The organism is Nonomuraea sp. NPDC000554, assembly GCF_040300065.1.
GTDB lineage: Bacteria > Actinomycetota > Actinomycetes > Streptosporangiales > Streptosporangiaceae > Nonomuraea.
Window position 1 is genome coordinate 215,731 of the sequence record NZ_JBEPDC010000008.1, and the last position, 26,058, is coordinate 241,788.

A 26,058-nucleotide genomic window follows, 5' to 3' on the forward strand; every position below is an offset into this window, starting at 1 on the left:
TTCGGAGCAGTAACAGCATGGGGCATCGAAAAACACTCTGCAACACCAGGGCGCACCACGACGGGTCGCCGCTGTACGTCGGCGATCCGTCGCCGTCGCTCGGCGACCGCGTCCAGGTGTTCCTGCGCACCTCGCTCGAGCTGGACGTGCGGCAGGTCCACGTGCGCACCACGCCGGACGGCGAGCCCAGGTTCGCCGAGGCGACGGCCGACCGGGTCACCGGTTCCGAGACCTGGTGGCGCGCCACGGTCGAGATGGTGAACCCGGAGTGCGGCTACCGTTTCCTGCTGCGGACCGCGACCGGCCCGCTGTGGCTGACCGCCGCCGGGCTGTCGCCGCTGGACGTGCCGGACACCACCGACTTCATGCTGACCGCCTACCCGCCCCCGCCCACGTGGGCCGCCGACTCGGTGATCTACCAGATCTTCCCCGACCGCTTCGCCCGCTCAGACAGGGACCACGGGCCCGACCCCGCGTGGGTACGACGGGCGGACTGGGACGACCCGATCCCCTGGGGCAGGGACGGCGCGTTACAGCAGATCTACGGCGGCGACCTGTGGGGCGTGGCCGACCGCCTCGACCACATCGCCGATCTGGGCGCGAACCTGCTGTACTTGACGCCGTTCTTCCCCTCCCGCTCCAACCACCGCTACGACGCGACCACCTTCGACAGAGTGGACCCGCTGCTCGGCGGCGACGAGGCGCTACGCGCGCTGACCGCCGCGGCCCACGCCCGGGGCATGCGCGTCATCGGCGACATCACGCTCAACCACTCGGGCGACGGCCACGAGTGGTTCGCCGAGGACAGCCCTGTGCGCGAAGACTTCTACTACGTGGACGGGCCCGACTACGCCACCTTCGCCGGGGTCAGGACGCTGCCCAAATTCGACCACCGCTCCGCCGAACTGCGCCGCCGCCTCTACGACGGGCCGGGCTCGGTGATCGCCCGCTACCTGGACGAGTTCGGCCTCGACGGCTGGCGGGTGGACGTCGCCCAGTCGGCGGGCCGCCACGGCGGGGTCGAGCTGAACGACCAGGTCGCCAGGCTGACGCGGGCCACGGTGGGCGACGCGCTGCTGCTGGCGGAGCACCAGTTCGACGCCTCCGGCGCGCTGCGCGGCACCGGCTGGCACGGCACGATGTCCTATGCCGGTTTCGCCCGGCCCGTCTGGTCGTGGCTGGCGCGGGAACGCTCCACGGAGTTCTGGGGCGTGCCCGGCCCGATCCCGCAGTACGGCGGCGCGGACGTGGCCGAGGTGATGCGCCGCTACGCCGCGCTCGTCCCGTGGCGGGCCCACACCCACAACCTGACGCTGCTCGACTCGCACGACACGGCCAGGTTCCGCTCGATCGCCGGGCGTGAGCACCAGCACCTGGGCGCCGCGCTGCTGCTCACGCTGCCGGGCCTGCCGATGATCTTCGCCGGTGACGAGGTCGGCGTCGAGGGAGTGCACCTGGAGGACGGCCGCCGTCCCTTCCCCTGGGACACCGCCCGCTGGGACCAGGGCACCTACCGGCTCTACCGCGACCTGGTAGGGCTGCGCCGCTCGCACGAGGCCCTGCGCACGGGCGGCCTGCGCTGGCTGCACGCCGACGCCGACACCCTCGTCTACGAGCGGGCCGCGCCGGGGCAGACACTGCTCGTCCAGGTCAGCAGGGCCGCGCACGAACCGTTCCGCGCCCCCGCCGCCGGGGCCAACCTCACCGGCGGCCCCGACCTGCGGCCGGGATCGCCCATGCCCGCCGACGGGCCCGCCTTCCACGTCTGGGAGCTCGAAGCGTGATCGACATCCTGCGCGGCGTCCACTCCGCCGCCCTCGGCAACGCGCGTGACGTCTTCGTCTACCTGCCGCCCCGCTACGACGCCACGGACGGCCCCTACCCGGTGGTGTACCTGCACGACGGGCAGCACGTGTTCGCGGCGGCCGGGCTGGAGCCGAGCTGGCGCCTGGACGAGACGCTGGACGCGCTGATCACCGCCGGGACGCTGCCGCCGCTGGTCGCGGTCGGGGTGTCCAACGCGGGCGACGCTCGCGGCGCGGAGTACTCCCACGTCGCGCCCTACCCCCGCGACCCGCGCGGCAGGCTCGCTGGAGAGTCCTACGAGGACTTCCTGATCGAGGAGCTGATGCCGCTGATCCGCTCGCGATACGCGGTGACCGGCGCGGCCGAGCGCACGGCGGTCATGGGCTCGTCGATGGGCGGCCTGGTCAGCTACCACCTGTCCTTCCGGCGGCCCGAGGTGTTCGGGCTGGCGGCGATCATGTCGCCGTTCCTGGTGTTCGTCGATCCGCAGACGCTGGAGGAGACGCCCGTCTACCGGCGTTTCGCCGAGCGGGGGCCGCGCCGGGTGTGGCTGGACATCGGCGGGATGGAGGGCCTCATCACCGTCCACCACGCCAGGGAGCTGGCCGAGCAGCTCGTCGGGCTCGGCTACGGCCCGGACGCCGAGCTGCGCTACCGGCACGAGCCGGCAGCCCCGCACCACGAGAGTGCCTGGGCGACCCGGGCGGCCAGCGCGCTGCTGCACCTGTTCGGGACGGAGGGGCCGCCGGTCGAGCTGCCCGCCTTCGACGCCGCCGCCGACGCCGAGGTGGTCGCCGTCGGCCAGGCCCTGGACGTCGCGCCGCTCGCGCTGCGGGCCGACGGCTGCGCGTACTCCGCGCTCGGCGCGAGCCTCGCCTGGGACCCCGAACCCCTGCTCAAGCCGACGGGCACCGCCCTGCTCACCCCCACCGCGCCGGGCCTCGCGCGGGTGCGCGCCACGGCGGGCGGCCTGACCGTCGAACGCGAGCTGTCCGTCGTGGACGGCGAGCCCACCGCGACGCTCGACGTCACGGTCGTCACCCCGCCCGGCACCCCCGAAGGCGACACCGTCTACTTCTCCGGCCTGGTCACCACCCGGATCGCGCCCGGTGTGCACCACGGCGTCTGGCGGCTGCCCCGAGGGCTCGGGCTCAACGGTTCGGTCGGCAGGGGCTGGCGCTGCGACGGGCTGGACTCCGACGGCCTGCCCGTCGGCGAACCGCTCAGGCACGACCGCGACCGCCGCCTGGTCGTCCACGTCCACGGCTGGAGCGACCCCGGCGCCCAGCACGACCCGCACCAAGGCACCGACGGCTCATGAGGAGCACCCACATGCGCACGACCATCCTGGCCGTGACCGGCCTGGCCCTGCTGGCCGCCGGTTGCGCCGCCGCCACCCCCGCCCCCGCCGCGAAGGCCGCGGCCGTCCTCACCGTCTGGGCCGACGACAGCCGCGCCCGACCGCTGCGGGACCTGGCCGAGGCCTTCCAGAAGGCCAGAGGCGTCCAGGTCAAGATCGTGCAGAAGAGCATGGGCGGCCTCCGCGACGACTTCATCTCCCAGGCGCCCACCGGCCAGGGCCCGGACCTGATCGCCGGGCCGCACGACTGGCTCGGCAAGCTCGTCCAGAACGGCGTCGTCGCCCCGATCGACCTCGGCGCCACCGCCTCGGCCTTTCCGAAGCTCGCGCTCGACGCCATGCGCTACGAAGGCCAGACGTACGGCCTGCCGTACGCGATCGAGAGCGTGGCGCTGCTGCGCAACACCAAGCTCGCGCCGCAACGGCCGAAGACGTTCGGCGAGCTGGCCGCCACCGGCCAGAAGCTGGTGCGCGACGGCAAGGCGGACTTCCCCGTCGGGCTGCCCGTCGACCCCAAGGCGGGCTCGCCCTACCACCTCTACCCGCTGCAGACCTCCTTCGGCTCCAGCGTGTTCGACGGCGACAAGCTGGGGATCGACGACAGGGGCGGGCTGGCGTTCGCCGCCTACCTGCGCGCGCTGGCCAAAGCCAAGGTGATCTCCACATCGCTGAGCGGCGAGATCGCCACCGACGCCTTCCGCGAGGGCCGCACCCCGTACCTGGTCACCGGGCCGTGGGATGCGCCCGCGCTGGCCAGGTCCGGCCTGGCCTTCTCCGTCGAGCCGGTGCCCCCGGCGAGCGATCGGCCCGCCCGGCCGTTCGTCGGCGTGCAGGGCTTCTACGTCAGCGCCAAGTCGGCCAACCCGATCCTGGCCAACGACTTCCTGCTCAACTTCCTGGCCACCCCTGACGCGCAGCGCAAGCTGTACGCGGCGGGCGGCCGGCCGCCCGCCCTGACCTCCGTACGGGAGGAGCTGCGCGGCGACCTGGTGCTGACGGGGTTCGCCAAGGCCGCGCTGGCCGGGAGCCCCGCGCCCAACATGCCGGCGATGGACGCGGTCTGGGGCGACTGGGGCCTGTCGCAACTGGCGATCATCACCGGAGACGGCGATCCGGCGAAGCTGACCAGGGACGCCGCCGACCGCATCCGAGCGAAGATCGCGAACTGACCGATGAACAGGTACGTGAAGCCGCTCGTGCTGGGCGTGGTGGACGCGTTCGCGGTCTACGGGCTGGTGGCGCTCGCCGGCCAGCGCTCGTGGTGGGCGTTCGCCGCGATGCTGGCGGGCACGCTCGCGATCAACGTCATCTACCTCGGCAAACGGCGCGTCCCCGCGAAGTACCTCGCGCCGGGCGTGGTCCTGCTGCTCCTCTACCAGGTGTACGTCGTCCTCTATACCGGCTACGCGGCCTTCACCAACTACGGCGACGGCCACAACGGCACCAAGCAGGACGCGGTGGCCGCGATCCTGGCGGCCAGCGAGGTCAGGGTGCCGGGGTCGCCCGTCCAGCCGGTCCGGGTCGTCGAGCGGGGCGGCGAGCTGGGCTTCCTGGTGGGCGGCAGGGTCGGCTCCGCCACGAGGCCGCTGATCCCGGGGGCGGAGCCGGGCGGGTGGCGGCCGCTGCCGTACGCCGAGATCGTGGCACGGCAGGCGGAGATCACCGCGCTGCGGGTGCCGGTGCCGGGCCAGGGCAGCCTGCGCACCTCGGACGCCGTGACGGTGGCGACGTACCGCTCGACGCTTCGCTACGACGAACGCGCGGGCACCGTTACCGACCCCGGTACCGGCACCGTCTATCGTGACGACGGCCACGGCCGGTTCGCGGCGCCCGACGGGAGGGCGCTCAGCCCCGGCTGGAAGGTGTTCGTCGGGCTGGAGAACTTCCGCACGGTCCTCACCGATCCCGGCATCAGAGGCCCGTTCCTCGGCGTGCTCGGCTGGACGTTCGCCTTCGCCGGGCTGTCGGTCGGGCTGATGTTCGCCCTCGGGCTCGGCCTCGCGCTGGTGCTGGACCGGCCGGGACTGCGCGGGCACCGGGCCTACCGCTCGCTGATCGTGCTTCCCTACGCCTTCCCCGCGTTCATGGCGGCCATCCTCTGGCAGGGGCTGCTCAACCCCGACCACGGCTTCGTCAACGCCGTGCTGCTCGGCGGCGGGCATGTGCCGTGGCTCACCGACCCCTGGCTGGCCAAGCTCAGCGTGCTCGCCGTCAACGTCTGGATCGGCTTCCCCTACATGTTCCTCATCTGCACCGGCGCGCTGAAGGCCATCCCGCCCGCGCTCACCGAGGCCGCGCAACTCGACGGCGCGAACCCCTGGCGGGTGCTGCGCCACGTCAAGCTGCCGATGCTGCTGGCCGCGACCGCGCCCGTGCTCGTGGCCACCTTCGCCTTCACCTTCAACAACTTCAATGTGATCTACATGCTCACCGGCGGCGGACCCAGGGACGCGTCCTCGCCCGTCGACGTCGGCTCCACCGACCTGCTCATCTCGCTGGTCTACAAGCTCGCCTTCGGCGGCAGCGCCAGGAACTACGGTCTGGCCTGCGCGGTGTCCATCCTCATCTTCGCCGTCATCGCGGCGATCTCGCTCGCCGGGTTCCGCAGGGCGCGCAGGCTGGAGGCGAGCTGACATGGGCCGCTGGTTCCTCAGGTACGGGTGGCGCCACGCCGTCGGCGTGGCGGCGGTCGCCGTGGCGCTGTTCCCGCTGCTGTTCGTGGCCGCCGCCTCGACCAACCCGAGCGGCACGCTGACCGGCTCGAACGACCTGTTCGCCGAGCCGACCCCGGCGCACTACCTGGCGCTGTTCACCGACCCGCTGCACCCCTTCCCGAGCTGGTTCGCCAACTCCATGGTCATCGGCCTGACGACAGCCGCCGGGTCGGTCTTCCTCGGCGCGTGCGCCGCCTACGCCTTCTCCAGGTTCACCTTCACGGGACGCAGGGCCGGGCTGCTCGTGCTGGTCTTCGTCCAGCTCTTCCCGCAGCTCCTGGCCTACGTCGCGATCTTCCTGCTGCTGTCGGCGCTCAAGGACGTCTTCCCCGCCATCGGCCTCGGCAGCAGGCTCGGCCTGGTCATGGTGTACCTGGGCGGGGCGCTGGGCGTGAATACGTACCTGATGAAGGGCTTCTTCGACACCGTGCCGAGGGAGCTGGACGAGTCCGCCCAGATCGACGGCGCCTCGCACGCGCAGGTGTTCTTCCGCGTGCTGCTGCCGCTGGTCGCCCCGATCCTGGTGGTCGTCGGGCTGTTCGCCTTCGTGGCGACGCTCAACGACTTCGTGATCGCCGGGCTGGTCCTGACCGACCCCGACCAGCAGACGCTCGCCGTCGGTCTCTACCAGCTCGTCTCCGACAAGCTCGGCCAGAACTGGGGGCTGTTCGCCGCCGGCGCGCTGGTCGGGGCGCTGCCTGTGCTCGTGTTGTTCCAGTTCCTGCAGCGCTTCGTCGTCGGCGGCCTGACCAGCGGCGCGGTCAAGGGCTGAGGCCCGTGCGGGCTCATGCTCATCGCCCACGACGACGGAGATGTTCGGTGGATGTGAACGCTCGATCTGGTCGACGACACCGCGACTCCGCACCTGTCCTCTCTTCGACGGTCCTCTGGAGATGACGGCGGATCCGGTGAACGTCACCAACCCCCTGGGTGGGCCAGGCAGCACAGGCGCGCCTACGTACCTAACGTGGCTTAACGACCTTGCAGCGTTCCCAAAAGGTCGCTTCTGAGTAATCTTGTGGTCTCCCGAGCATTAGATCCTTCTTTCGACCGATTGGCGAATAAGGATCTTAAATGCCCCGTTTTCTGGCCTTGGCCATCGGGCTGCTGGCCGCAAGAACTGGATCGGCCTCTACACCGACCCGGGCAACGGGCCCGTTGACCAGAAGTACGTCGGTCCCTCGCTGAAGTGGGTGTACATCCCCTCCAGCTCGGGCACGGCCACCCTGCCCACCGACGTGCTCGAACCGGGCGACTACATCACCTACGCCCTGGCCAAGGACGGCTACGAGTGGCTGGCGGCACCCGCGAAGGTGAAGATCGCGAGCAGCGAGCCGCTCCACTTCGTGACCCGTGCATTCACTCTGCGCAACGCCCGCGCCAAGGCCCCGTACACGGCCAGCGTCAAGGGTACGGTCCGCGGCGAGGCGAGCTTCCGGAAGGCGGACGGCCCGGCCTGGGTGCGGGTCGGCCAGGACGGCACGGTGACCGGCACGCCGCCGGCGTCGGCGTCGGCGAAGACGGCCACGTTCACGGTGGAGGCGCGCAACCAGGCGGGCGAGAGCGCCACCGCCACGGTCGGCGTCCGCGTACGGCCTGCGGGCGGGCCGCTGGTGCCTGAGCTCACGACCATGTCCTGGAACCTGTGGCACGGCGGCAGCCAGGTCAAAGGCGGCAGGGAGAAGCAGCTGAAGTTCCTGCTCGACCGCGACGTCGACGTGGTCGGCATGCAGGAGACGTCGTCCACGTCCGCCAAGGAGCTGGCCGAGGCGCTCGGCTGGGACTACTACCAGGCGGGCGCGGACCTGGGCATCGTCAGCCGGTACCCGATCGTCTCGCGCGGGCCGCTGCCCTCCGAGTCGGGCCTGGCGGGGATCAACGCGAAGATCAGGCTGGATGACCGGCACGAGGTGGCGATCTGGAACGTGCACCTCGGCTACACCCCTTACGGCCCGTACGATGCGTGCTTCGGAAAGTGGAGCGTGGAGCGGCTGATGGCCAGGGAGGCCGAGTCGAAGCGCACGCGCCAGATCCAGGAGATCATGTCGGCCATGTCCGGCGACCTCGCGGACGCGAGCCGTACACCCGTCCTGCTCACCGGCGACTTCAACGCCCCCTCGCACCTCGACTGGACTGCGGAGACCAGGAAGTGCGGTTACGACTCCGTGCCCTGGCCCACCTCGGTCGCTCCTGAGCAGTCCGGGATGAAGGACTCCTATCGCGTGGCCCACCCCGATCCGGTCGCCGACCCTGGCATCACCTGGTCACCGATCTACACCACGTTCACCGGCGGGTACGATCACGACGGCCACAAGGGTGAGCCCGAGCCGCAGGATCGCATCGACTTCGTCCACTACAAGGGCGATCTCAAGGTGAAGTCGTCCGACGCGGTCGTCGAGGGCACCCCGGCGCCGATTCCGAACCACAAAGACAACGCCTGGACCTCCGACCACGCCGCCGTGCTGACCACGTTCGCCGTCCGTTGACCGGGCTCCGCATTCACGGCCCCAGCGCCGGCACGCTCGCGGGTTCGCGCTCGCCGAACGTCGCCAGCCGGAACCCCATCGTCTCGCGCACCTGCGCCGACGGCGTGAGTACCGCGCCGTAGGTGAGGGTTCAGCGAAGCTCTGTGATGGCTGATCCCTCATTGTGTGATGAAACGATGACAACGCGGTTGACCACCTGATTCGTCTGATTGCCTACGGATCATGCAACCGACGAACACCTCTCCTGACTCCTCGTTCCCCCAAAGATCCACAGGCCGCCGTCGTGCCGGAGTGATGGCGGCCGCCGTCGCGGTCGGGGCCACGCTGGCGGCCTGCGGCGCATTCACCGCAGCCCCCGGCGACGGACCGGCCGCGACGGCCCAGCACGCCAGTCAGGCCGCGACCAGCGTCAGGGTGTTGTGGATGGGCGACTCCATCGCGGGCGCGGAGGCCCCGGCCGTGGAGGCCGCGCTGAAGGCCAGCGGTGTGCAGTTCAAGGACGCCACCTCCAGCGGCGGCGGCAACATCGTCGCCGGTGATCACCCGGTGACGGCCGTGGGGGCCAAGGACACCTGGAAGAGGCTGAAGGAGGACCTCGCCTCCTTCCGGCCGACGGTGATCGCGTACCAGATCACCACCTACGACTGGGGCACGCCTCACCAGCAGCTGGCGGCCTACCAGAAGCTCTCCCGGACGGCAAAGGACGCCGGTGCCCGGCTCGTCCTGGTGTCCGCCCCGCCGTTCAAGATCGACGAGTTCTACAAGCCCCACGAGGACGCGATCAAGAACGCGCCCACGATGGCAGCCAAGGTCGCTGACGTTCGCTACCTGGACGCCTCTGAGCTGTGGGGGAACGACTACGCCGCCGACAAGGCCCAGCGTGCCAAGGACGGGATCCACTCCTGTCAGCAGGGGTCGGCGGCCTTCGCCACCTGGTTCGCCAAGCAGCTCGGCAAGCTGGCCGACTTCCCCCCGGCCGAGCCCAGCGACTGGGCCACTGGGCCGTGGACCGGCGATGAGCGCTTCGCCAAACTCGGCTGCGGCTGATGACATCAGCCCCTCGCCACGCGCATATCGGCGCGCTCGACGGGCTGCGGGGGCTCGCCGTAACCGCGGTCCTGCTGTTTCACGCCGGACATCTGGACGGCGGATTCCTGGGCGTCGATCTGTTCTTCGTCCTGTCCGGCTTTCTGATCACCGGTCTGCTGCTGAAGGACCTCGGCAGGCACGACCACCGCATCCACCTGCTGGCCTTCTGGGAGCGCAGGGCCCGCCGCCTCCTGCCCGCACTGACCGTCATGGTCGCCGCGACACTGCTGCTGGCCTGGGCGTTCGCCGCGCCGAACCTGCTGAGGTTCGCCCTCCAGGACGCGCCGTGGGTGGCCGTCCAAAGCGTGAACTGGCACTACATCGGCGAGCAGATCGGATACTGGAACGCCTCAGGCACCCGCCTGTTCGCCCACCTGTGGAGCATCGGCGTCGAGTGGCAGTTCTACCTGGCCTGGCCCCTGGTGGTGGCGCTGGCCGGGAGGGGGCGCGGCGGGCAGTGGCGGGTCGCGCTCGTCGCGCTGGCCGGTGCGCTGGTCTCGCTCCTGCTCATGATCAAGATGGGGACGGCCGTGGACACCACCCGCGCCTACGAGGGCACCGACACCCGGGCTTTCTCCCTGCTGCTCGGGGCGACCGCCGCCACGGCACCCGTACGGAACGCCGTGGCCCGGCTGTCGCGCACGACCGTGGACGTGCTCGGTGCCCTGGTGCTCTGCGCGCTGGCCGCCTCATGGCTGCTGACCGCCGGAGAAGAGGCTCCCGGCCTGTTCCAGGGCGGGATGTTCGCGCACTCCCTGGGCAGCGCCGCGCTCATCGTGCTCCTGGCCCACAGGCCGGACGGTCGAGTGGGCCGGATCGTCGGCAGCGCCGTGCCGCGCTGGCTGGGCGAGCTGTCCTACAGCCTGTACCTGTGGCACTGGCCGGTCTACCTGCTGCTGCCCCGGCCGGTGGCCGGGCTGGACAACTGGGGCTGGACGTTCGCCGCGGTCGGGCTGTCGCTGCTGGGTGCAGTAATCTCGAAGGTCGCCGTCGAGGATCCGGTACGGCTGCGCTCCCGGTGGGCCACCGGCCGACGCGGATGGGCGGCGCTGACCGTCGCCGGAGTGCTGGCGGCGGGCCTGTGGGCGGCGATCCCCCGGCCGGAGCCCGGCGCCGGAACGGTCGACGTGAGCAGGCTCGACCATGCGTAGATATCGGAGAAACGGAGGGCCCAGCACATGCCGGGGACGCTGTGCCGCGTGGCAGTCGTCCTGATCGCCGCGGCGACGCTGGCGGGCTGCGGGATCACCGACACCGACGTGAACCCCGCCGGTCAGCCGGTCCAGGGCGGCCTGACCGCGGACAGCAGCCAACTGCTGCGGGTGTACTTCGTCACGCAGGAAGGCATCTGGGCGGTCTCGCGGCCTGCACCGGCGGGAAACCGGCTGCAACGGGCCATGGACGCGCTGCTCCAAGGCCCCACGGCGGAGGAGCGGGCCAGGGGGCTGGGTACACAGGTGCCCTCGGCGCCCCGGCCGGTCCGAGCGACGACGTCCGGGGGCCGGGTGGAGCTGCGTCTGCCCTGGCAGGTACGCAACCTGCGGCCGGTGGCGGTGAGCCAGCTCGTGTGCACGGCCGCCGCCGCGGGAGGCGACGCCCCCGTCATCGAGGTGGTCGAGCCCGGCACGAGCCAGCCATGGCCGGTCAGGTGCGACGGGAACGGATCAGCCGTCCCAGTCGGCGATCAAGGAGCCTTCAGATGACCCGCGTGCTCGTGATCGAGGACGACCCGGCCGTACGCAGGGGCGTGAGCGTCGGCCTGCGCCACCGAGGCCACGAAACCGTGCTGGTCGGGACGGGCGAGGAGGGGCTGGCCGAACTCATCGCGAGCACCCCGGACATCGTGCTGCTCGACCTGATGTTGCCCGGCATGAGCGGCCTGGAGACGTGCCGTCGCATCCGCGCCTTCAGCCAGGTGCCCATCGTGATCCTGTCGGCGCGCGACGATGACGTGGACGTCGTGGTCGGTCTGGAGGCCGGTGCCGACGACTACGTGATCAAGCCTGCCAGCAGCGAGGTCATCGAGGCACGCATGCGCGCGGTGTTGCGGCGTACCGCCCAGCCCGCCTCCTCCGACCAGGCCCGCACCACCCACGGCGACCTGCTCATCGACCGGGTCGCCCTACGCGTGCTCAAGCACGGTACGCAACTCGCGCTGGCGCCGACGGAGCTGAAGCTGCTGCTGTTCCTGTCGGCCGCGCCCGAGCAGACCTTCAGCCGCCAGCAACTCCTTGAACAGGTCTGGGAGCACAGCTTCCACGGCGACTACCGACTGGTCGACGCGTGCGTCATGCGGCTGCGGGCCAAGATCGAGGACGATCCCCGCGGTCCCCGCTACATCCAGACCGTACGCGGCTTCGGCTACCGGTTCGGGCCGCTGTGATCCGGCCGCGCTTCGCCCGGGGCCTGCGGGCCCAGCTCGTCCTGGTGTTCATGCTGGTCTCGGTGCTCAGTGCGCTGATCGCAGCCACCATCACCTTCCGTCAGGGCCGCACCGCGATCGTGGAGCGCGCCCAGGCCGACGCCGTGCAGGACCTTCGCGCCCACCTCACCTCCCGGGCACCCGACCTGCCCGCCGATCCCACCGAGGCGTACCTGCGCGAACTGGCGCTGCAGCTGGACGGCGCGGCAGGCACGCGCGGCCTGCGCACCGCCCTGTCCTATCGCGGCGGACCGCTCGTCGCCGCGGTGGCGCAGGCGCCACCGCTGCCCGCGGGGCTGCGCGCCCGGGCGGCCTCGTCGACCACGGCGCTGGTCCAGCGCTTTCACCACGCCCAAGAGCCCTGGCTGGCCGTGGCCCTTCCGGTCACCTCCGCCGCACGACCGCACGGCCCCCCGCCCCTCGTCGTCTACGCCTCCTTCTCCCTGGCCTCCCAGCAGCAGGACGTGAACACTCTGGCCGCCGCCGCCCGCGCCGGGGCCCTGCCAGTCGCCCTGGCCTCCATCGTCCCCGCGCTGCTGGCCGCGGGCAGGCTGCTGCGGCCGGTCCGGCGGCTGCGCACGGCCACCGAGCGGATGGCGGCAGGCGGCCTGGACACCCGCGTGAACGTCAAGGGCGACGACGAACTCGCCGACCTCGGCCGTACCTTCAACACCATGGCGGCCACGCTCCAGTCCGACGCGGCCGCGCTGCGCGACATGGAAACGCGGGCACGCCGGTTCGCCGCCGACGTCTCCCACGAGTTGCGCACCCCGCTGGCGGCCATGTCCGCCGTGACCGAAGTCCTCGACGACGGCGCCGCCTCCGGCCGCCTCGCGCCACTCACCGCCGAGGCGCTGCACCTCGTCTCCGACGAGACACGCAAGCTCAGCCGCCTGGTAGAGGACCTGATCGAGGTGTCCCGCTTCGACGCCGGCGTCGCCGTACTGAACCTTGACGAAGTCGACGTGGGCGAGCTCATCGGCAAGACGCTAGCGCTGCGGCACTGGCACGACCGGGTCCGCACCGATGTTCCCCCCGGGCTGCGCACCCGGCTCGACCCGCGCCGCGTCGATGTGATCCTGGCCAACCTCGTCGGCAACGCGCTGCGGCACGGCGGCACGACGGTATCGGTGCTCGTCCAGGTTCGGGCCGATACCGATCAGATCGCCGTCACCGTCTCCGACGACGGGCCCGGCATCCCCGCCGACCTGCTGCCCCACGTCTTCGACCGCTTCACCAAAGGTGACGCCGCCCGTACCCGTACCGACGGAAGCGGTCTGGGCCTGGCCATCGCCACCGAGAACGCGCGCCTGCACGGCGGCACTCTCACCGCGACCAACGCCCCCCGAGGCGGAACCGTCCTGACCCTCACCCTGCCGCGGAATCCACCATGAGGAACGCCGGCGGCACCAGGTAGACAGGCAGGCCGGACCCTGGGAAGAACGAAGCCAGGGCCACCACACCAGAAGAAGTTTCGGTGGAACACCGGACACGCATACCGCGCGGTCCGAGTCGATGTGGCGGGATTCGAACTCGATGACACCGTCAGCGATTCCTGACACGGGTCAGCTCATCTTGAAGAAGAGCATGGGATTGTGCCCTCCTTCGTGCACCTGCTCGTCCATGCGCAGGGACGCCTTGAGCTCGACCAGCCGCCGGTTCAGAGCGGGGCTGGCGGCGCGCGAGGCGGTGAAGTAGCCGATGCCACGCCGGGCCAGCCAGGAGAGCACTACCCGGCCCTCGCTGAACAGCCAGGGGCGAGTGGAGTGGAAGACGTCGTGCACGCTGACGGGCACCCCGGGAGCGACGGTCGGGAACAGCTCGGCAACGTACCAGCGGGCGAACCGCCTGGTGTGCGCCGCGTCCACGAACAGGTAGTCGATCTTGTGACGGTGGTTGGCGAGGGTCTTGCGGGCGTCTCCGCGGACGAAGGTCCAGCGGCCGTCGGCGAGGTCGGTGGGCACATTGGCGCGCGCCTTGTCGACCAGATCATGGGTGTAGAGGCGACCGGTGCCGTTGTCCCGCAGCGCGCGCAGCAACCACGTCGTGGACCAGCCGTGCAGCGAGCCGATCTCGAGCACCGTCTCGGGCCGGTGCTCCCGCACCAGCAGGTATGTGATCTCCGCCTCGATGTCGTCCAACTGTGCGACGAAACCTGGAATGGCGGCGCGCAGTTCCCGCTGTTCGGAACGCGCCCTCCTCAGGTCTCCGGCGTACTTCTCGTACAGCTCCGACACGAAGTCAATGGTAAATTCAGCCGCGTTCCTGTCGAATTCCTCCGACAGCTCGGCGCGTGACCCGTTCAAGGGCTCCCCTTCCAGTTCAGCTGCGGCCGCAGGCGGTGCATCCTGCCAGGTCGTGCCTGGCGAACCAGGCACATACGCACGGCCTGGCCACAGTAATCAAAGTGCATTTCATGTCGTTATCGAAGTGAAACTTCCAGCTCCCCGGAAGAACGCGACCGAGTTATAGTCATCCTCAATTGTCAGCGATGATCAGAGGGACAAGTGACGCCGAATTCAGTCTGGTTCTTGCAACGCAACAGGAACCCGGCGGCCCGGCTGCGTCTCTACCGCCTGCCGTACGCGGGGGCGGTACCTCGGCCTACGTCGCGTGGCCGGCACGTCGGCTCCACGGCCTCCAGCACCTCCCACACGCGGGTGCGGGAAGCCTCTGCGACTGGGCGAGACAGAGCGTGGTCGTGGGCGATACGTCCCGGTGGGCGGCCCCGGCGTCGAGCAAGGGTCGGCGGTGCGCAGCGGCGCGGCCAGGTCCGCGGAGGGCCGCTCGCCGATCGCGCGGTACCGGCGTCGGGCCGGTCGAGGCCGACGAGCATCCGCGTGGTCCTGGACTTGCCCGCCCCGTTCGGGCCGAGGAACACGGTGACCCGACCGGACCGCACCTGGAAGGACAGATCCACGGTGCGCCGGCCATGGCGTTGGGACAGATGCAGAGCTTCGATCACCCCGTCAGCCTCCCGCGTCTGAAGGGGCCGGGACCATCGGGACAGCCTCCGTCCTTCATTCGGGTTATCCCGCCGTTGCCCCCGTCACGGGACCGCTTCGCCCACCGCCGCCTTGGTCGCCACCGCGGGCGGCCGAGGCAGCCACCACCCCGGCCCGGTCGCCACACCGACGCGACCACCTACCGATCCTGGCTGCAGAAAGCCGGCCTGGAAGTCGCCTCCCAAGAGTTCGTCCCAGAAGGCAACAGCGGGCATGCCTTCTTCTGGGCGCGCAAACCAGCTCACTGACCGAAAGCGGCCACCGCCCCTGAGGACTCTCGGGTTCATGCTGAGCAACCTTCACCGGCTTTCACGGGGTTCCCGTAGCTTCGGCCGAAAGCCAACAGATAGGCCTCAGACCTGCGTTGATGGCAGAGCTCAGGTCTGACCCGCCAGCCTGAGACCTCTGCATGAGCACAAGTGAGAGGCGTATCCATGGGATCCTGCACCGGGTCCCTTGGAGACGGGGCCCTGGAAGTCTCCGGCACGATCGGTCACGCCCGGTGATCTGGTGATTGAGGGCGGCCGTGCCCGTGGACGACCGTGAAAGGCGCCGGATACCACTGATTTCGTAAGAGAACCATCTTGATCGCCACGGAATCAATGCCTATTCTCGCGTATAACCGTGGAGAGGTGCTCATGCCTTCAGGTGGCGTTCAACACATGCAGGAAATCCGAGCCATAGCCCGATCCCTCCACCCCCAGCCTTCCAGACGCGACATATTGCGCAGCTGCGCGATACTCGCCGGAGCCGGCGCATTCGTCGCCGCGACCCCCAAGATCGCCCGCGCCACCCCGCACGACGCGAAAGTGGTCATCGTCGGAGCCGGTCTCGCCGGTCTCACCTGCGCCTATCGGCTCCATCGGCACGGCGTGCGCGCGCAGGTTTTCGAAGCACATGACGACAGAGTCGGCGGACGCTGCTGGACCGCCCGCAGCTTCGCCGACGGCCAACTCGCCGAGCACGGTGGCGAGTTCGTCGACACCCGGCACGTACACCTGCGACGCCTGGCCGCCGAACTCGGCCTGCGCATGGACGACAGAGGCAAGGCCGGAGAACGCGGAACCGGCCGACTGCGGCTGAACGGCAAGCCGCAGGACCGCGCGAAGGTGTTCAAAGACCTCCCTCAGGTGATCAAACGCCTGGCCGTCGACGCCAAGCGCATCGGCGACTACCGCTACAACCGGGCAAGCGACGCGGCCAGAGAGTTCGACGAGATGTCGGCCCTGGAATGGCTGAAGGCGAACGTCGACGACCCGCTGCTCCTCGAAGCGCTCGACGTCAGCCAAAGTGGCTTCTTCGGCCTGGACACCGCCCGCATGAGCGCCATCAACCTGATCGAAACCTTCGTCAAACCGCCCGGCGACGCGGACGAGCGCTACCACGTACACGGCGGCAACGACCAGGTTCCGCGCCGCCTGGCCGATCGGCTCCCTGACGGCTCCCTGCACCTCGGTTTTCCTTTACATGCCGTACGGCAGCTCGGGGACGGCACGTACGACCTGCGCTTCAAGGACCTGCATCGGACAGTTCGAGCAGATGTGGTGGTGCTGTGCCTGCCGTTCACCGCCCTGCGTGAGGTCGATCTGACCGAGGCCGGGCTGAGCGAGCGCAAGCGCCAGGCCATTGACGAGCTCGGCATGGGCACCAATGCCAAACTCCTCCTGCAGTTCCGGGACCGGCTGTCACGTCACCACAACTGGAGCGGCTCCTTCTCCACCGACCAGCCCCGTTCGGGCGGCTGGGACAGCACCGCGTACCAGCCTGGCTCCGGCTCAGTGCTGACCATCTTCAACGGCGGCCACGCGGGCGCGAGCTATCCGGTCGAGCGGGCGCACGGCCGCGCGCCTGAGGAAGTCGTACGGCGAGCGCTGCGCGTGTTGGACCGTATGGTCCCGGGTGTGTCCGATGCGTACAACGGCCGGGCATGGCTGGACTCCTGGGTGGACGACCCATGGGTGCGCGGCTCGTACGCGGGCTTCCTGCCCGGCCAGTACACGAAGTTCTGGCATTCCCTCCACATGGCCGAAGGCGCCCTCCACTTCGGCGGCGAGCACACCTCCACGCATAGCCAGGGCTACCTGAACGGTGGTGTCGAAAGTGGCGAACGCTGCGCGAAGGAGGTCATCGCCGCGCTCGGGAAATAGCAGCCGCAGGTGAGAAGCTGCTGGAGCAAGGGGAAGCCACCTGGGCCGTCGACTCAAGGTCCAGGTGGAGGCGGGAGGTTCCCACTCCGATACCCGGAGAGTGCTTGGGCAGCGAACTCTGATCTTTCCGCTTGGGGTGCGCACTCCGTTGTGATCAAGGGATGTCTGTGTCTGCGGCCTGTTCGGCGAGCATGGCGTGCAGACGGGCCATCCCGGCCACTCCCTTGGGAAGACGGGCCTTGGCCCGGCGCCGTCCTGCTCCACGTCATGGTGTGTCTCGGCCCAGTCGTCGCCCACGAAGGGGACATTCTGGGCCGCCAACCGCTGCACATGCATGAGAGCTACTTCCTCGCTGTCGGCGTACACCCGAACGCGCACCGGCGGTACGGCCGGACGTGCACCAGTTTTCGGGCTGGTTGGGAGTGTGCCGTGCAGAGCTTCGACGACGAGGTGGTGTCTCCCAACGGTTGAGCCCCTGATCGAACGGCCGGGAAACGCCCAGGTGGGAACGTTCCATGTGCGAGGTCGGCCGGACCTGTCCTACTGTCCTCGGCAGCGGGCCCGCACCCATCGTTCGATTCCAGAGAGAGGTTCTCCATGACCATCCTCGTGACCGGAGCGACCGGCACCGTGGGCAGGCACGTGGTCGATCGGCTCGTCGCGGCCGGACGGCCCGTGCGGGCGCTCACCCGCAACCCGGAGGCCGCCGGGCTGCCCGACGGCGTCGACGTCGTCAAGGGCGACCTGAACCGTCCGGGCGAGTTGTCGTTCGACGGGGTACAGGGTGTTTTCCTCATCGCGGGCCTCTTCGATCCAGAGCACGCGACCGACCTGGCGCAAGCCTTCGTCAGCCGCGCCGTGGCGGCCGGGGCCGCCCGGATCGTGTCCCTGACCAGCTCTGGCGTCACGAGCCGGCGAGCCGGCTTCTACGAGATGCTGCACGCGGTGGAACAGGTCGTCGAGAAGTCCGGGGCAGCCTGGACCCACGTACGGCCCGGCGAGTTCGCCGTCAACAAGCTCGACGTCTGGGGCGAGTCCATCCGGACCTCGAACCTGGTCCGCAACGCCTACCCCGACGGCATCGGCGTGCCGATCCACGAGGCCGACATCGCCGACGTCGCGGCGATCGCCCTGCTCCAGGACGGTCACGCGGGCCGGGCCTACGACCTGACCGGACCGCAGGCGCTCACCCACCGGCAGCAGGCGCAGGCGATCGGCGCCGGGCTCGGCCGTGCGATCGCGTTCGAGGGGCTGACCTACGGGCAGGCCCGCCGGGCCTACATCGAGGGCGGATTTCCGATGGAGGTCGCCGAGTTCATCCTGGGCTACCAGGCCGAGTACGCGGAGGAGCCCCCGGCGGTCTCGCCCACGTTCGAGCAGGTGACCGGAAGGAAGGGCCGCACGCTCGCGCAGTGGGCGGCCGACCACGCCACTGAACTGGCCCCGTCCGCCTGACGGCCAACGGCGCTCGGCGGGGCGGGTAGATGGAGGGTTCGGGTGTTCGCCCAGGATGTGCCGGTCCGCCAGCGGCGGGCGTCGACCAACTCGGTGTACGGGCGGTGGGTCGGCGTCACGGGGACCGGGGCGGGTCACGATGCCGGCTCGACCAGCAGCGGCTGGATCAACTGGCACAGGCAGCTGGATGAGGGACCGGGCGGTGTCCGCCGGGACTTCGTGGGCGGGCGCAACAGCGGCTACGAGGCGGCTTCCAACGGCAGGTCGTTGCCGCGCCAGCAAGCTGCCAACTCCTGAACCGGCACGTTGAGTGCCTCGCCGAGGCAGACGATCGTGCCGAATCCGGGGGACGGCAGTCGTCCGGTCTCGATCTTGCGCAGGGTTTCCGGCGAGATGCCGGCCGCGTGCGCGACTTCCGCTGGGTCGCGTCCCGCTCGCGCGTGGCGCAGCAGGGCGCCGAGACGCCTGCCGGCTTCGATCTGCTCAGGTGTGAGCGGTTGGCGGACCATGCTCCCAGGATAGGGGTGGTATTACTATCCCGGCAAGTGCTACAGTTCCGGTATAACTATACCAACAACCTGTGACGCGAGGTATTCGTGATCGAACTGAAGTCGCCTGCGGAGATCCAACGCATGCACGTGACCGGGCGTTTCGTCGCCGAGGTGCTCTCCGAGGTCGGCCGACTCGCTGACGTGGGCGTCAACCTCCTGGACCTGGAGCGCCACGTGCGCGGCATGATCAAACGGCGCGGGGCAGAGTCGTGCTACTGGGACTACTCGCCGTCCTTCGGACGCGGCCCGTTCCGCAACGTCATCTGCCTGTCCGTCAACGACGCCGTCCTGCACGGCCTACCCCACGACTACACACTGCGTGACGGGGACGTGCTCAGCGCGGACCTCGCAGTCAGCATCGACGGCTGGGTGACCGACTCGGCGCGCACGGTCGTCGTCGGCACTGCTGCCGAGGAGGACCTGCGGATCATCCGCGCCACCGAGGAAGCGTTGGAGGCGGCGATCGAGGTGGCACGTCCGGGCAACCGCCTGGGTGACATCTCGGCGGCCATCTGGGCGGTGGCCCGCGACTACGGCTATCCAGTCAACGACGAATTCGGTGGCCACGGCATCGGCCGCACCATGCACGAGGCGCCCCACGTCTCGAACATGGGCCGGGCAGGGCGCGGCCTTACGCTCCGGCCGGGCCTGACCCTCGCGCTCGAACCCTGGTTCGCCCGCACGACCGACCGGATCGTCTACGACGCCGACGGCTGGACCATTCGGTCGGCGGACGGCTCGCGCACGGCCCACTCCGAGCACACGGTAGCCATCACCGAGGACGGCCCCTTGGTGCTCACCCGGCGTGAATCGGAGAACCCAGCGCGGGCTGGTTCCGCCGGTCGGCTCTCCACAAAGGACGCCTAAGTCGCCCTGTTCAACCGATGCCGGCCCGATCAAACGGTGCTGACGACCGCATCTGCACCAGTGCATGAGACGAAAGGGCCGACTGCCCACGGGCGGTGTCGGCGACGCGTGAACCAGAACCAGTTCGGCTTGCCGAGATCAACCTCAGATAGCCTGACCACACCAGATCCACTTTACCCGCCCAAACGGGACAAGCCCGTTGCCGTCAATGTGTGAAGGTGACACCGATGTTGAACTACGGCCTTGACATGTCCGGTGTAGAGCACGATCGGGCGCTGCCCGACTTGGTGGCTGAAGGGGATGAGCTTGACGCCCTGGTATCAGCGCAGGCCGACTGGTCCAAGCCTACGCCGGCAGCGGGGTGGACGATCGCCCACCAGATCGCTCATCTTGCTTCAGCTGATGCGAACGTTCTCATCGCTCTACGGACCCCGGAGGCGTTCGACGTTGTGCTGAAGCAGGCGGAAGCCGCAGGCAGCCAATACGCTGATCTCGACGCCGCCGCGGGAGCAGCCAAACCGCGATCGGTACTGCTGGAACAGTGGCGCGCTGGTCGAGCCGAGCTGGCGGCGGCGCTACGTGACGTCCCACTGGACCATGGGTTTCCGTGGTACGGCTCGCAGTTGACCGCGGCGCTTATGGTGCCGCTTCGACTGATGGAAACGTGGGCTCACGGGCAGGACGTTTTCGATGCGCTGGGTGTCTCACGCCGTCCGACGGGTCGGCTCCAGCATGTGGCCTCGTTGGGCGTGGTAGGACGAGAGCTGTCGTTCTATGCAGCCCAACTGCCAGTTCCGGCAGAGCCGTTCCGTGTCGAGCTGACTGGTCCCGACGGCCAAACCTGGGTATGGGGCCCAGAAGATGCCGTGCAACGGGTTCAGGGCAGTGCCCTCGACTTCTGCCTTCGAGTCACCCAACGCAGGTCCCGAGCCGAGACTGACCTCACGGCAGTCGGCGAGGACGCGCAGAAGTGGCTCGACATTGCTCGCGTTTTCCTCTGAAGAGTGCAGGTAGCGATCTGCCGATCGAGCTCCTCAACACCACCTTCTACGTTTTCCTGAGCCAAGGTCATGGCCTGCGGAGACGGCTGCGCCCCCGCCGGTGCCGACGAGGGCGCAGACCGAGCCGTACGGGCGGTCCAGCCACCGGCGACGCTGTCGGTGGTAGCGGCGGTCAGGGCGGCGAAGCGATCATCGACCCGGGCCGCCGAACAGGCAGATCTCCGCGGCCAGCCACTCAATCAGCGCGTCTCAGGCGGCCCCCTCATCCCCCGGGAACATCCAGCGCTGATGGATGGTTACATGGATCGTGGCCGGTGTGCCCAGTGTCCCCGGGCCTCACCTATCGCCTTCGCGGACTACCGTTCGGCTGGAGCCGCGTTGCGCCTTTCGCCGAGAGGCGACACGCACACCGGTACGCACCTTTCAACGAAGGCCCGCCAGAACCGTCTGGTGGGCCTTCGTGGTGCGGGTAGCCCGGGCCCAGCCGAGACCGGCGTAGGGCGAGACGCTGCCCCGCGGCCCGTCAGCCGCGTCGCGTGGCGAGGATCTCTCGTCCGCGTTCCGGCGTGATCAGCCGGGCGGCCCACGGGTCGGCGCCAGCAGGGGAGAGCGGCGCCAGGTGGTCCTCGTCCATCTACGACCGCCTCGCCGCGGCCAAGGACGTACCGAACGGCGAACGTCCGACAGGCGCTGAACGTCCATCGCGTAAGGGGCGCGTCCTTGATCGGCGGCTCGGCTGAATGGCCATCGCGTTCGGCCATCTGGTCGATGTCGCGACGGTCGCGGGCTCCTAGCGTCGTCTGCGACCACATCCGCGATCAAAGGAGTACGATGCGCGTCGCGTCCACGGCAACGATCACGCTGGGCCTGGTCGTCCTGCTCGCGCCCACGGCGGTGGCCGCCTCACCCGCCTTCGGGCACCAGCGACTCACGTGGGGACCGTGCTCGGCCGCGCAGAAGGAGCTGCGCCAGGCGGGAGCGGAGTGCGCGAAGGTGACCGTGCCCCTCGACTACGACGACCCGGACGGCCGCACGATCCAGATCGCCGTCTCGCGTGTCAAGGCCGAGTCCCGCACCGGCCGGCGCGGCATCCTGCTGTCCAACCCGGGAGGGCCGGGCGGGACCGGACTCGCCCACACGCTGGCACTGCGTCCCGCGCTGAAGGACGTGGCGCGCCGCTACGACCTGATCGGGTTCGACCCGCGCTTCCTGGGCGAGAGCACGCCCATCACCTGCGACCCGGCTTCCCCGCCCCCCGCGCCGGGCAGGACGACGTCGCCCCGCGCGGACTTCGAGACGTCGGTACGTGACGCGCGCGCCCTGGCACGGCGCTGCGGGCAGCACGGAGACAACCGGGAACTGCTGCCGCACGCCTCGTCCCGCAACGTCGCCCGGGACATGGACGCGATCCGCGCCGCCCTGGGCGAGCGCAAACTGTCCTACTACGGCGTCTCTTACGGTGCCGACCTGGGCGCCGTCTACACCCAGATGTTCCCGGACAGGGCCGATCGCGTGGTCATCGACTCCTCCACCGACCCGGACGCCACCCAGTACGAGCTGTTCCAGCGGGCGGGCAAGCCCCTGGAAGAGTCGCTGGACGAGTGGGCAGGCTGGGCCGCCCGGCAGCACGACGACTACCGGCTCGGCCGTACCGGCAAGCAGGTGCGCGCGGCCGTACAGGGCGTGCTCGACCGCGCGGAACGGCGGCCGGTCTCCGTCGACGGCACGCGGCTGCCCGCCCCCGTGATCCGGCTGCTGCTCAGGCAGCTCATCCAGCAACAGGAGAACGACGCGGCGTTGGCGGGGGTCGTGCGCGATCTGGTCGACGCCGCGGCCGGCAAGCCGGTCAAGCCCGGTCCAGCCCTAGCCGGCCTGCTACGGGTCCTGAAGTCCCCCGAACTGGCGGACAGCATGGTGGGCGGGGCGCTGTTCATGTGCGGCGACGGCGGCTGGCCCGCCGGGGGCTGGCCGGACGACCCGGAGAGGTACTGGCGCGAGATCGTCCGCAGCCGGGCCACCCAGCCCGTGTTCGGCCCGTTCGCCAACGGGATGACCGCTCCGTGCGCGTTCTGGCAGGCCGAACCCCGCGAGCACGGCACCCCGATCGGCAACGCCGTGCCCGTGCTGATGGTGCAGGCCCGTCGCGACAACAACGTTCCGTACGCGGGCGCGCTGGCGCTGCACCGCAAGCTCACCGGCTCGCGGCTGGTGACGGCGGACATCCGCGCCCACGGCGTGTACGGCCGCGCCGTGGACGGGAATCGCCCCGTCCCCTGCGCCGACCGGGCCGTCAACGACTACCTGCGCGGCGGGAAGCTGCCCGCCGGGGACGTCGACTGCCGCGGCTGAGGCGCCGCACGATCGATGCGGCTCGACGCGACCTCACCATGGACGGGCCGGCCGGCGTGGTGAGTGTCGTCAGGGCCGGTGGAGGGGCGCTTCGGCGGAGGTGGCGTCCGCGCCCCAACTGGCCAGCAGGCGCAGGTTCTCCGCCGCGGCGGAGCCCGGCTGGGCGTGGTAGACGGTCAGGCACTGCTCGGGGTCGTCGGGCAGCCGGAGCGACTCGAAGGAGAGGGTGAGGTCGCCGACCAGCGGGTGACGCAGCCGCCTGGCGCCATGGCTCCTCTCCTTGACGTCGTGCCGGGCCCACAGGCGGCGGAACTCCTCGCTCTTCACCGACAGCTCGCCCACGAGCGCCGACAGCTGCGGATCGTCCGGATGGCAGCCCGCGTACAGACGCAGGGCGCCGACGATGTCGGCGGCCTTCGCCTCCCAGTCCACGAAGAGCCGGCGATGCTCGGGCCGCAGGAACACCAGCCGCGCCCAGTTGCGCTCCTGGGGCGGCAGCCGGTCCCAGTCGCCGAACAGGGCCGCCGCCATCGGGTTCCAGGCGAGGATGTCATAGCGCCGCCCGGTCACGTACGCGGGCACCCCCTCCATGGAGGCCAGCAAATCCCGCAGCGTGGCGCGCACCTGCTGCCGCTGCGGCGGCGGGCGCCCCTTCCGGTGCTGGTACCTGACCAGATGTCTGAGGTGCGCGTGCTCGAAGTCCGTCAGCCGCAGGGCACGCGCGATCGCATCCAGCACCTCGGCCGACACGTTGTGGCCCTTGCCCTGCTCGAGCCGGGTGAGGTAGGCGACCGACACGCCGGCGAGCTGGGCCAGCTCCTCGCGGCGCAGCCCCGGGACCCGCCGATGCCGCCCGAAGAGCGGCAACCCGACGTCCTCTGGCCTCAGCCGGGCCCGACGGCTGCGCAGGAACTCGCCGATCTCGGCACGCGGATCGATCGGCCGCTCACCGCCGACAGCCTCTGTACCAGGTCGATCGCCTATGTCCCTCATGGTGTCTGATCGTACGCATGCCAGGGCGGACGAGGCTGACCCTGGCAGTAGTAGGACCACAGGTCGTAAGCAGCACAGGGCTCTGGGAGAGCCCGCCTCACCACGGAAGGGTCATCTCCGGCCCCGCGATCGAGATGGCGGGGCGGACGACCACGACCTGGGAGAGACTTCCGATGAGTACTGCTGCGGCTCCGGCCGCCAAGGCGCCACCGGAGCGCACGCCGACCCGGCCCGGATCTCTGCGGGACGGTGGCAGATGTCGGGCGGCTTGACTCCCCGTGACCCCGCGGTCCGCAGGGAGCCCGTGCGCTGGTCGGCGCGGTTGTGGGTCTCGTTGCTCGTCTTCAGCGGGGTGATCCTGCTCGACGGTCTCGAGAACTCGATGATCGCTGTGTCGATCCCGGAGATCCAGCATGAACTCGGGTTGAGCGCGGCCACAGCGCAGTGGTTGATCGGCGCCTACATCCTGGCCTTCGGCGGCTTCCTGCTGCTGGGTGGGCGGTTCGCCGACCTGTTCGGCCGACGGCGGGTGCTGGTGACCGCGATGGCGGTGTTCGCGCTGCTGTCGCTGCTCGGCGCACTCGTCGACGACGGGGTCCTGCTGATCGTCTCGCGCTTCGTCAAGGGGATGGCCGCGGCCTTCACCGCACCGGCGGCCATGTCGCTGCTGACCGCGACCTTTCCCGAAGGCCCGCAACGCAACAAGGCGTTCGGGATCTTCAACGTGTTCGAGGCGTCGGGCTACTCCTCCGGGTTGCTGATAGGCGGCCTGCTCGCGGCGCTGAACTGGCGGGCCACCTTCGTCCTGCCGATCCCGATCGCCCTGCTGGTGCTGATCGGCGCGCTGCGCGTCCTGCCGCCGGATCCGCCGCACGCCGAACGGCGGCGGCTCGACCTCGGCGGCGCCGTGACCCTGGTCGGCGGGATGCTGCTGCTGGTCTTCACGGTCGGCTCCGCGGCGGACGCCGGCTGGACATCGCTGCGGACGACAGCCGGACTCGCTCTTTCCGGGCTGCTGCTCGCCGGCTTCGTGGCGATCGAGCGCACCGTGAAGGAGCCGCTGATCCGGCTGGGCATCCTCCGCGACCGCGATCTGGTGACCGCCAACGTCAGCGCCGCCCTCCTGTACGGGGGCGCCATGGGCTTCCAGTTCCTGCTCGCTCTGTACCTGCAGAACCTGAACGGCTGGCAGCCGTGGCAGATGGCGTTGGTGCTACTGCCCTCGGGACTCATGGTGGTCGTCATCGGGCCCAGGCTCGGGGCCCTGTTGGACCGGTTCGGCGTGACCAAGGTGCTGCTTGCCGGGCTCGTGGCGTTCGTGCCGAGCTACGCGTTGATGCTGCGCATCGGCCCTGAGCCGGACCTGTGGACGGTGCTGCTGCCCGCGTCGCTGTTGTGGGGCGTGGGCTTCGCTCTCAGTATCTCGGCGCTGATGGTCGCCGGCACCAGCGGGATAGCCGACCACGAGCAGGGACTGGCGTCCGGGCTGCTGACCAGCTCGCTGCAGGTCGGCGGCGCCTTCGGCCTCGCGGTCGTCACCGCGGCGATCGTGCCCGGCACACAGCTGGCCATGCTCCGTCCGGGCGTCGTGGTGATCCTGGCGTTCGCGGCTCTGACGCTCTTGACGCAGCTGATGCGCCGACAGAGATGACCGCTGCGGGCCCGCGCGATCAGCCGCGATTCCAGTGCCACGAGATGCCAGGCGACGCCCAGCCGGTGCACGGCGTAACTCCGGGCCTCCACCAGGTGGGCGTCGCGGAGCTCCAGGCCCGATTCCTCGTGCAGCTCGCGGGCGAGCGCCGCGTACGGCTGC

The 26,058-nt window shown here is 70.1% G+C and carries 21 protein-coding genes; 17 read left to right on the forward strand and 4 right to left on the reverse strand.

The genetic code is table 11. The features are described from left to right. The first annotated feature begins 17 nt into the window (after positions 1-17). From ABT294_RS18170 to ABT294_RS18220, 11 genes are all read left to right on the forward strand, one after another. A complete protein-coding gene (locus ABT294_RS18170; RefSeq protein WP_350806964.1) occupies positions 18-1,784 on the forward strand; it encodes a glycoside hydrolase family 13 protein in 1,767 nt (588 codons plus the stop codon). After that, positions 1,781-3,127, forward strand: a complete 1,347-nt coding sequence (locus ABT294_RS18175; RefSeq protein WP_350806965.1) for an alpha/beta hydrolase — start codon at positions 1,781-1,783, stop codon at positions 3,125-3,127. Before ABT294_RS18170 ends, ABT294_RS18175 begins: the two co-directional genes overlap by 4 nt. 11 nt (positions 3,128-3,138) lie before the next feature. Further along, positions 3,139-4,335: a sugar ABC transporter substrate-binding protein gene (locus ABT294_RS18180; RefSeq protein WP_350806966.1), complete on the forward strand. Its 1,197-nt coding sequence runs from the start codon at positions 3,139-3,141 to the stop codon at positions 4,333-4,335. A 3-nt stretch (positions 4,336-4,338) separates the two neighbouring features. Further along, positions 4,339-5,799: an ABC transporter permease subunit gene (locus ABT294_RS18185; RefSeq protein ID WP_350806968.1), complete on the forward strand. Its 1,461-nt coding sequence runs from the start codon at positions 4,339-4,341 to the stop codon at positions 5,797-5,799. 1 nt (position 5,800) lies between these two features. Then, positions 5,801-6,652, forward strand: a complete 852-nt coding sequence (locus ABT294_RS18190) for a sugar ABC transporter permease (protein ID WP_350806969.1) — start codon at positions 5,801-5,803, stop codon at positions 6,650-6,652. A gap of 421 nt (positions 6,653-7,073) precedes the next feature. Further along, the gene (locus ABT294_RS18195) at positions 7,074-8,366 is read left to right on the forward strand and encodes an endonuclease/exonuclease/phosphatase family protein (protein WP_350806971.1); all 1,293 of its coding nucleotides are present in this window, start codon (positions 7,074-7,076) and stop codon (positions 8,364-8,366) included. Positions 8,367-8,660: 294 nt separating this feature from the next. Continuing rightward, positions 8,661-9,413: an SGNH/GDSL hydrolase family protein gene (locus tag ABT294_RS18200; protein ID WP_350806972.1), complete on the forward strand. Its 753-nt coding sequence runs from the start codon at positions 8,661-8,663 to the stop codon at positions 9,411-9,413. Further along, positions 9,413-10,606: an acyltransferase family protein gene (locus tag ABT294_RS18205; RefSeq protein WP_350806973.1), complete on the forward strand. Its 1,194-nt coding sequence runs from the start codon at positions 9,413-9,415 to the stop codon at positions 10,604-10,606. Before ABT294_RS18200 ends, ABT294_RS18205 begins: the two co-directional genes overlap by 1 nt. 48 nt (positions 10,607-10,654) lie before the next feature. Next, complete coding sequence (locus ABT294_RS18210; RefSeq protein WP_350806974.1) at positions 10,655-11,158, forward strand: GerMN domain-containing protein; 504 nt, start codon at positions 10,655-10,657, stop codon at positions 11,156-11,158. Next, positions 11,155-11,838, forward strand: coding sequence for a response regulator transcription factor (locus ABT294_RS18215; RefSeq protein WP_350806976.1), 684 nt, complete (start codon positions 11,155-11,157; stop codon positions 11,836-11,838). The genes ABT294_RS18210 and ABT294_RS18215 overlap by 4 nt, the downstream gene beginning before the upstream one ends. Then, the gene (locus ABT294_RS18220) at positions 11,835-13,271 is read left to right on the forward strand and encodes an ATP-binding protein (RefSeq protein WP_350806977.1); all 1,437 of its coding nucleotides are present in this window, start codon (positions 11,835-11,837) and stop codon (positions 13,269-13,271) included. Before ABT294_RS18215 ends, ABT294_RS18220 begins: the two co-directional genes overlap by 4 nt. A gap of 171 nt (positions 13,272-13,442) precedes the next feature. Here the strand turns inward: ABT294_RS18220 and ABT294_RS18225 are convergent, their stop codons facing one another. Together ABT294_RS18225 and ABT294_RS50840 are read right to left on the reverse strand one after the other, a co-directional pair. After that, positions 13,443-14,114 (reverse strand): class I SAM-dependent methyltransferase, encoded by a 672-nt coding sequence (locus ABT294_RS18225; RefSeq protein ID WP_350806978.1) that lies wholly within the window; start codon positions 14,112-14,114, stop codon positions 13,443-13,445. Positions 14,115-14,446: 332 nt separating this feature from the next. Beyond that, positions 14,447-14,842, reverse strand: coding sequence for an ATP-binding cassette domain-containing protein (locus ABT294_RS50840; protein ID WP_502912066.1), 396 nt, complete (start codon positions 14,840-14,842; stop codon positions 14,447-14,449). A gap of 624 nt (positions 14,843-15,466) precedes the next feature. Here ABT294_RS50840 and ABT294_RS18235 point away from each other — a divergent pair. Next, positions 15,467-17,029, forward strand: a complete 1,563-nt coding sequence (locus tag ABT294_RS18235; RefSeq protein WP_350806979.1) for a flavin monoamine oxidase family protein — start codon at positions 15,467-15,469, stop codon at positions 17,027-17,029. A 597-nt stretch (positions 17,030-17,626) separates the two neighbouring features. Next, positions 17,627-18,484, forward strand: coding sequence for an NAD(P)H-binding protein (locus tag ABT294_RS18240; protein ID WP_350806980.1), 858 nt, complete (start codon positions 17,627-17,629; stop codon positions 18,482-18,484). 239 nt (positions 18,485-18,723) lie between these two features. On the opposite strand, the gene ABT294_RS18245 is transcribed toward ABT294_RS18240, so the two are convergent. Next, a complete protein-coding gene (locus ABT294_RS18245; RefSeq protein ID WP_350806981.1) occupies positions 18,724-18,993 on the reverse strand; it encodes a helix-turn-helix domain-containing protein in 270 nt (89 codons plus the stop codon). Positions 18,994-19,080: 87 nt separating this feature from the next. Between ABT294_RS18245 and map the strand changes: the two genes are divergently transcribed. The 3 genes from map to ABT294_RS18260 all read left to right on the forward strand — a co-directional run bounded on the left by map (position 19,081) and on the right by ABT294_RS18260 (position 23,252). Further along, positions 19,081-19,902, forward strand: a complete 822-nt coding sequence (gene map / locus ABT294_RS18250; protein WP_350806982.1) for a type I methionyl aminopeptidase — start codon at positions 19,081-19,083, stop codon at positions 19,900-19,902. A gap of 227 nt (positions 19,903-20,129) precedes the next feature. Continuing rightward, the gene (locus tag ABT294_RS18255; protein ID WP_350806984.1) at positions 20,130-20,903 is read left to right on the forward strand and encodes a TIGR03084 family metal-binding protein; all 774 of its coding nucleotides are present in this window, start codon (positions 20,130-20,132) and stop codon (positions 20,901-20,903) included. Between the two features lie 831 nt (positions 20,904-21,734). Then, positions 21,735-23,252 (forward strand): alpha/beta hydrolase, encoded by a 1,518-nt coding sequence (locus ABT294_RS18260; RefSeq protein WP_350806985.1) that lies wholly within the window; start codon positions 21,735-21,737, stop codon positions 23,250-23,252. A 69-nt stretch (positions 23,253-23,321) separates the two neighbouring features. Here ABT294_RS18260 and ABT294_RS18265 read toward each other — a convergent pair whose 3' ends face one another. Next, positions 23,322-24,245 (reverse strand): MmyB family transcriptional regulator, encoded by a 924-nt coding sequence (locus ABT294_RS18265; RefSeq protein ID WP_350806986.1) that lies wholly within the window; start codon positions 24,243-24,245, stop codon positions 23,322-23,324. Positions 24,246-24,501: 256 nt separating this feature from the next. On the opposite strand from ABT294_RS18265, the gene ABT294_RS18270 reads away from it, so the two are divergent. Then, positions 24,502-25,896, forward strand: coding sequence for an MFS transporter (locus ABT294_RS18270; RefSeq protein WP_350806988.1), 1,395 nt, complete (start codon positions 24,502-24,504; stop codon positions 25,894-25,896). The last annotated feature ends 162 nt before the right edge of the window (positions 25,897-26,058 follow it).

Excerpts from the sequence above, each read along its gene's own strand:
- ABT294_RS18240 (WP_350806980.1), top strand. The coding sequence starts at position 17,627 with ATGACCATCCTCGTGACCGGAGCGACCGGCACCGTGGGCAGGCACGTG.
- ABT294_RS18260 (WP_350806985.1), top strand. The coding sequence starts at position 21,735 with ATGCGCGTCGCGTCCACGGCAACGATCACGCTGGGCCTGGTCGTCCTG.
- ABT294_RS18265 (WP_350806986.1), bottom strand. The coding sequence starts at position 24,245 with ATGAGGGACATAGGCGATCGACCTGGTACAGAGGCTGTCGGCGGTGAG.
- ABT294_RS18200 (WP_350806972.1), top strand. The coding sequence starts at position 8,661 with ATGGCGGCCGCCGTCGCGGTCGGGGCCACGCTGGCGGCCTGCGGCGCA.
- ABT294_RS18245 (WP_350806981.1), bottom strand. The coding sequence starts at position 18,993 with ATGGTCCGCCAACCGCTCACACCTGAGCAGATCGAAGCCGGCAGGCGT.
- ABT294_RS18190 (WP_350806969.1), top strand. The coding sequence starts at position 5,801 with ATGGGCCGCTGGTTCCTCAGGTACGGGTGGCGCCACGCCGTCGGCGTG.
- ABT294_RS18170 (WP_350806964.1), top strand. The coding sequence starts at position 18 with ATGGGGCATCGAAAAACACTCTGCAACACCAGGGCGCACCACGACGGG.
- ABT294_RS18185 (WP_350806968.1), top strand. The coding sequence starts at position 4,339 with ATGAACAGGTACGTGAAGCCGCTCGTGCTGGGCGTGGTGGACGCGTTC.
- ABT294_RS18180 (WP_350806966.1), top strand. The coding sequence starts at position 3,139 with ATGCGCACGACCATCCTGGCCGTGACCGGCCTGGCCCTGCTGGCCGCC.
- ABT294_RS18255 (WP_350806984.1), top strand. The coding sequence starts at position 20,130 with ATGTTGAACTACGGCCTTGACATGTCCGGTGTAGAGCACGATCGGGCG.
- ABT294_RS18205 (WP_350806973.1), top strand. The coding sequence starts at position 9,413 with ATGACATCAGCCCCTCGCCACGCGCATATCGGCGCGCTCGACGGGCTG.
- ABT294_RS18270 (WP_350806988.1), top strand. The coding sequence starts at position 24,502 with ATGTCGGGCGGCTTGACTCCCCGTGACCCCGCGGTCCGCAGGGAGCCC.
- ABT294_RS18215 (WP_350806976.1), top strand. The coding sequence starts at position 11,155 with ATGACCCGCGTGCTCGTGATCGAGGACGACCCGGCCGTACGCAGGGGC.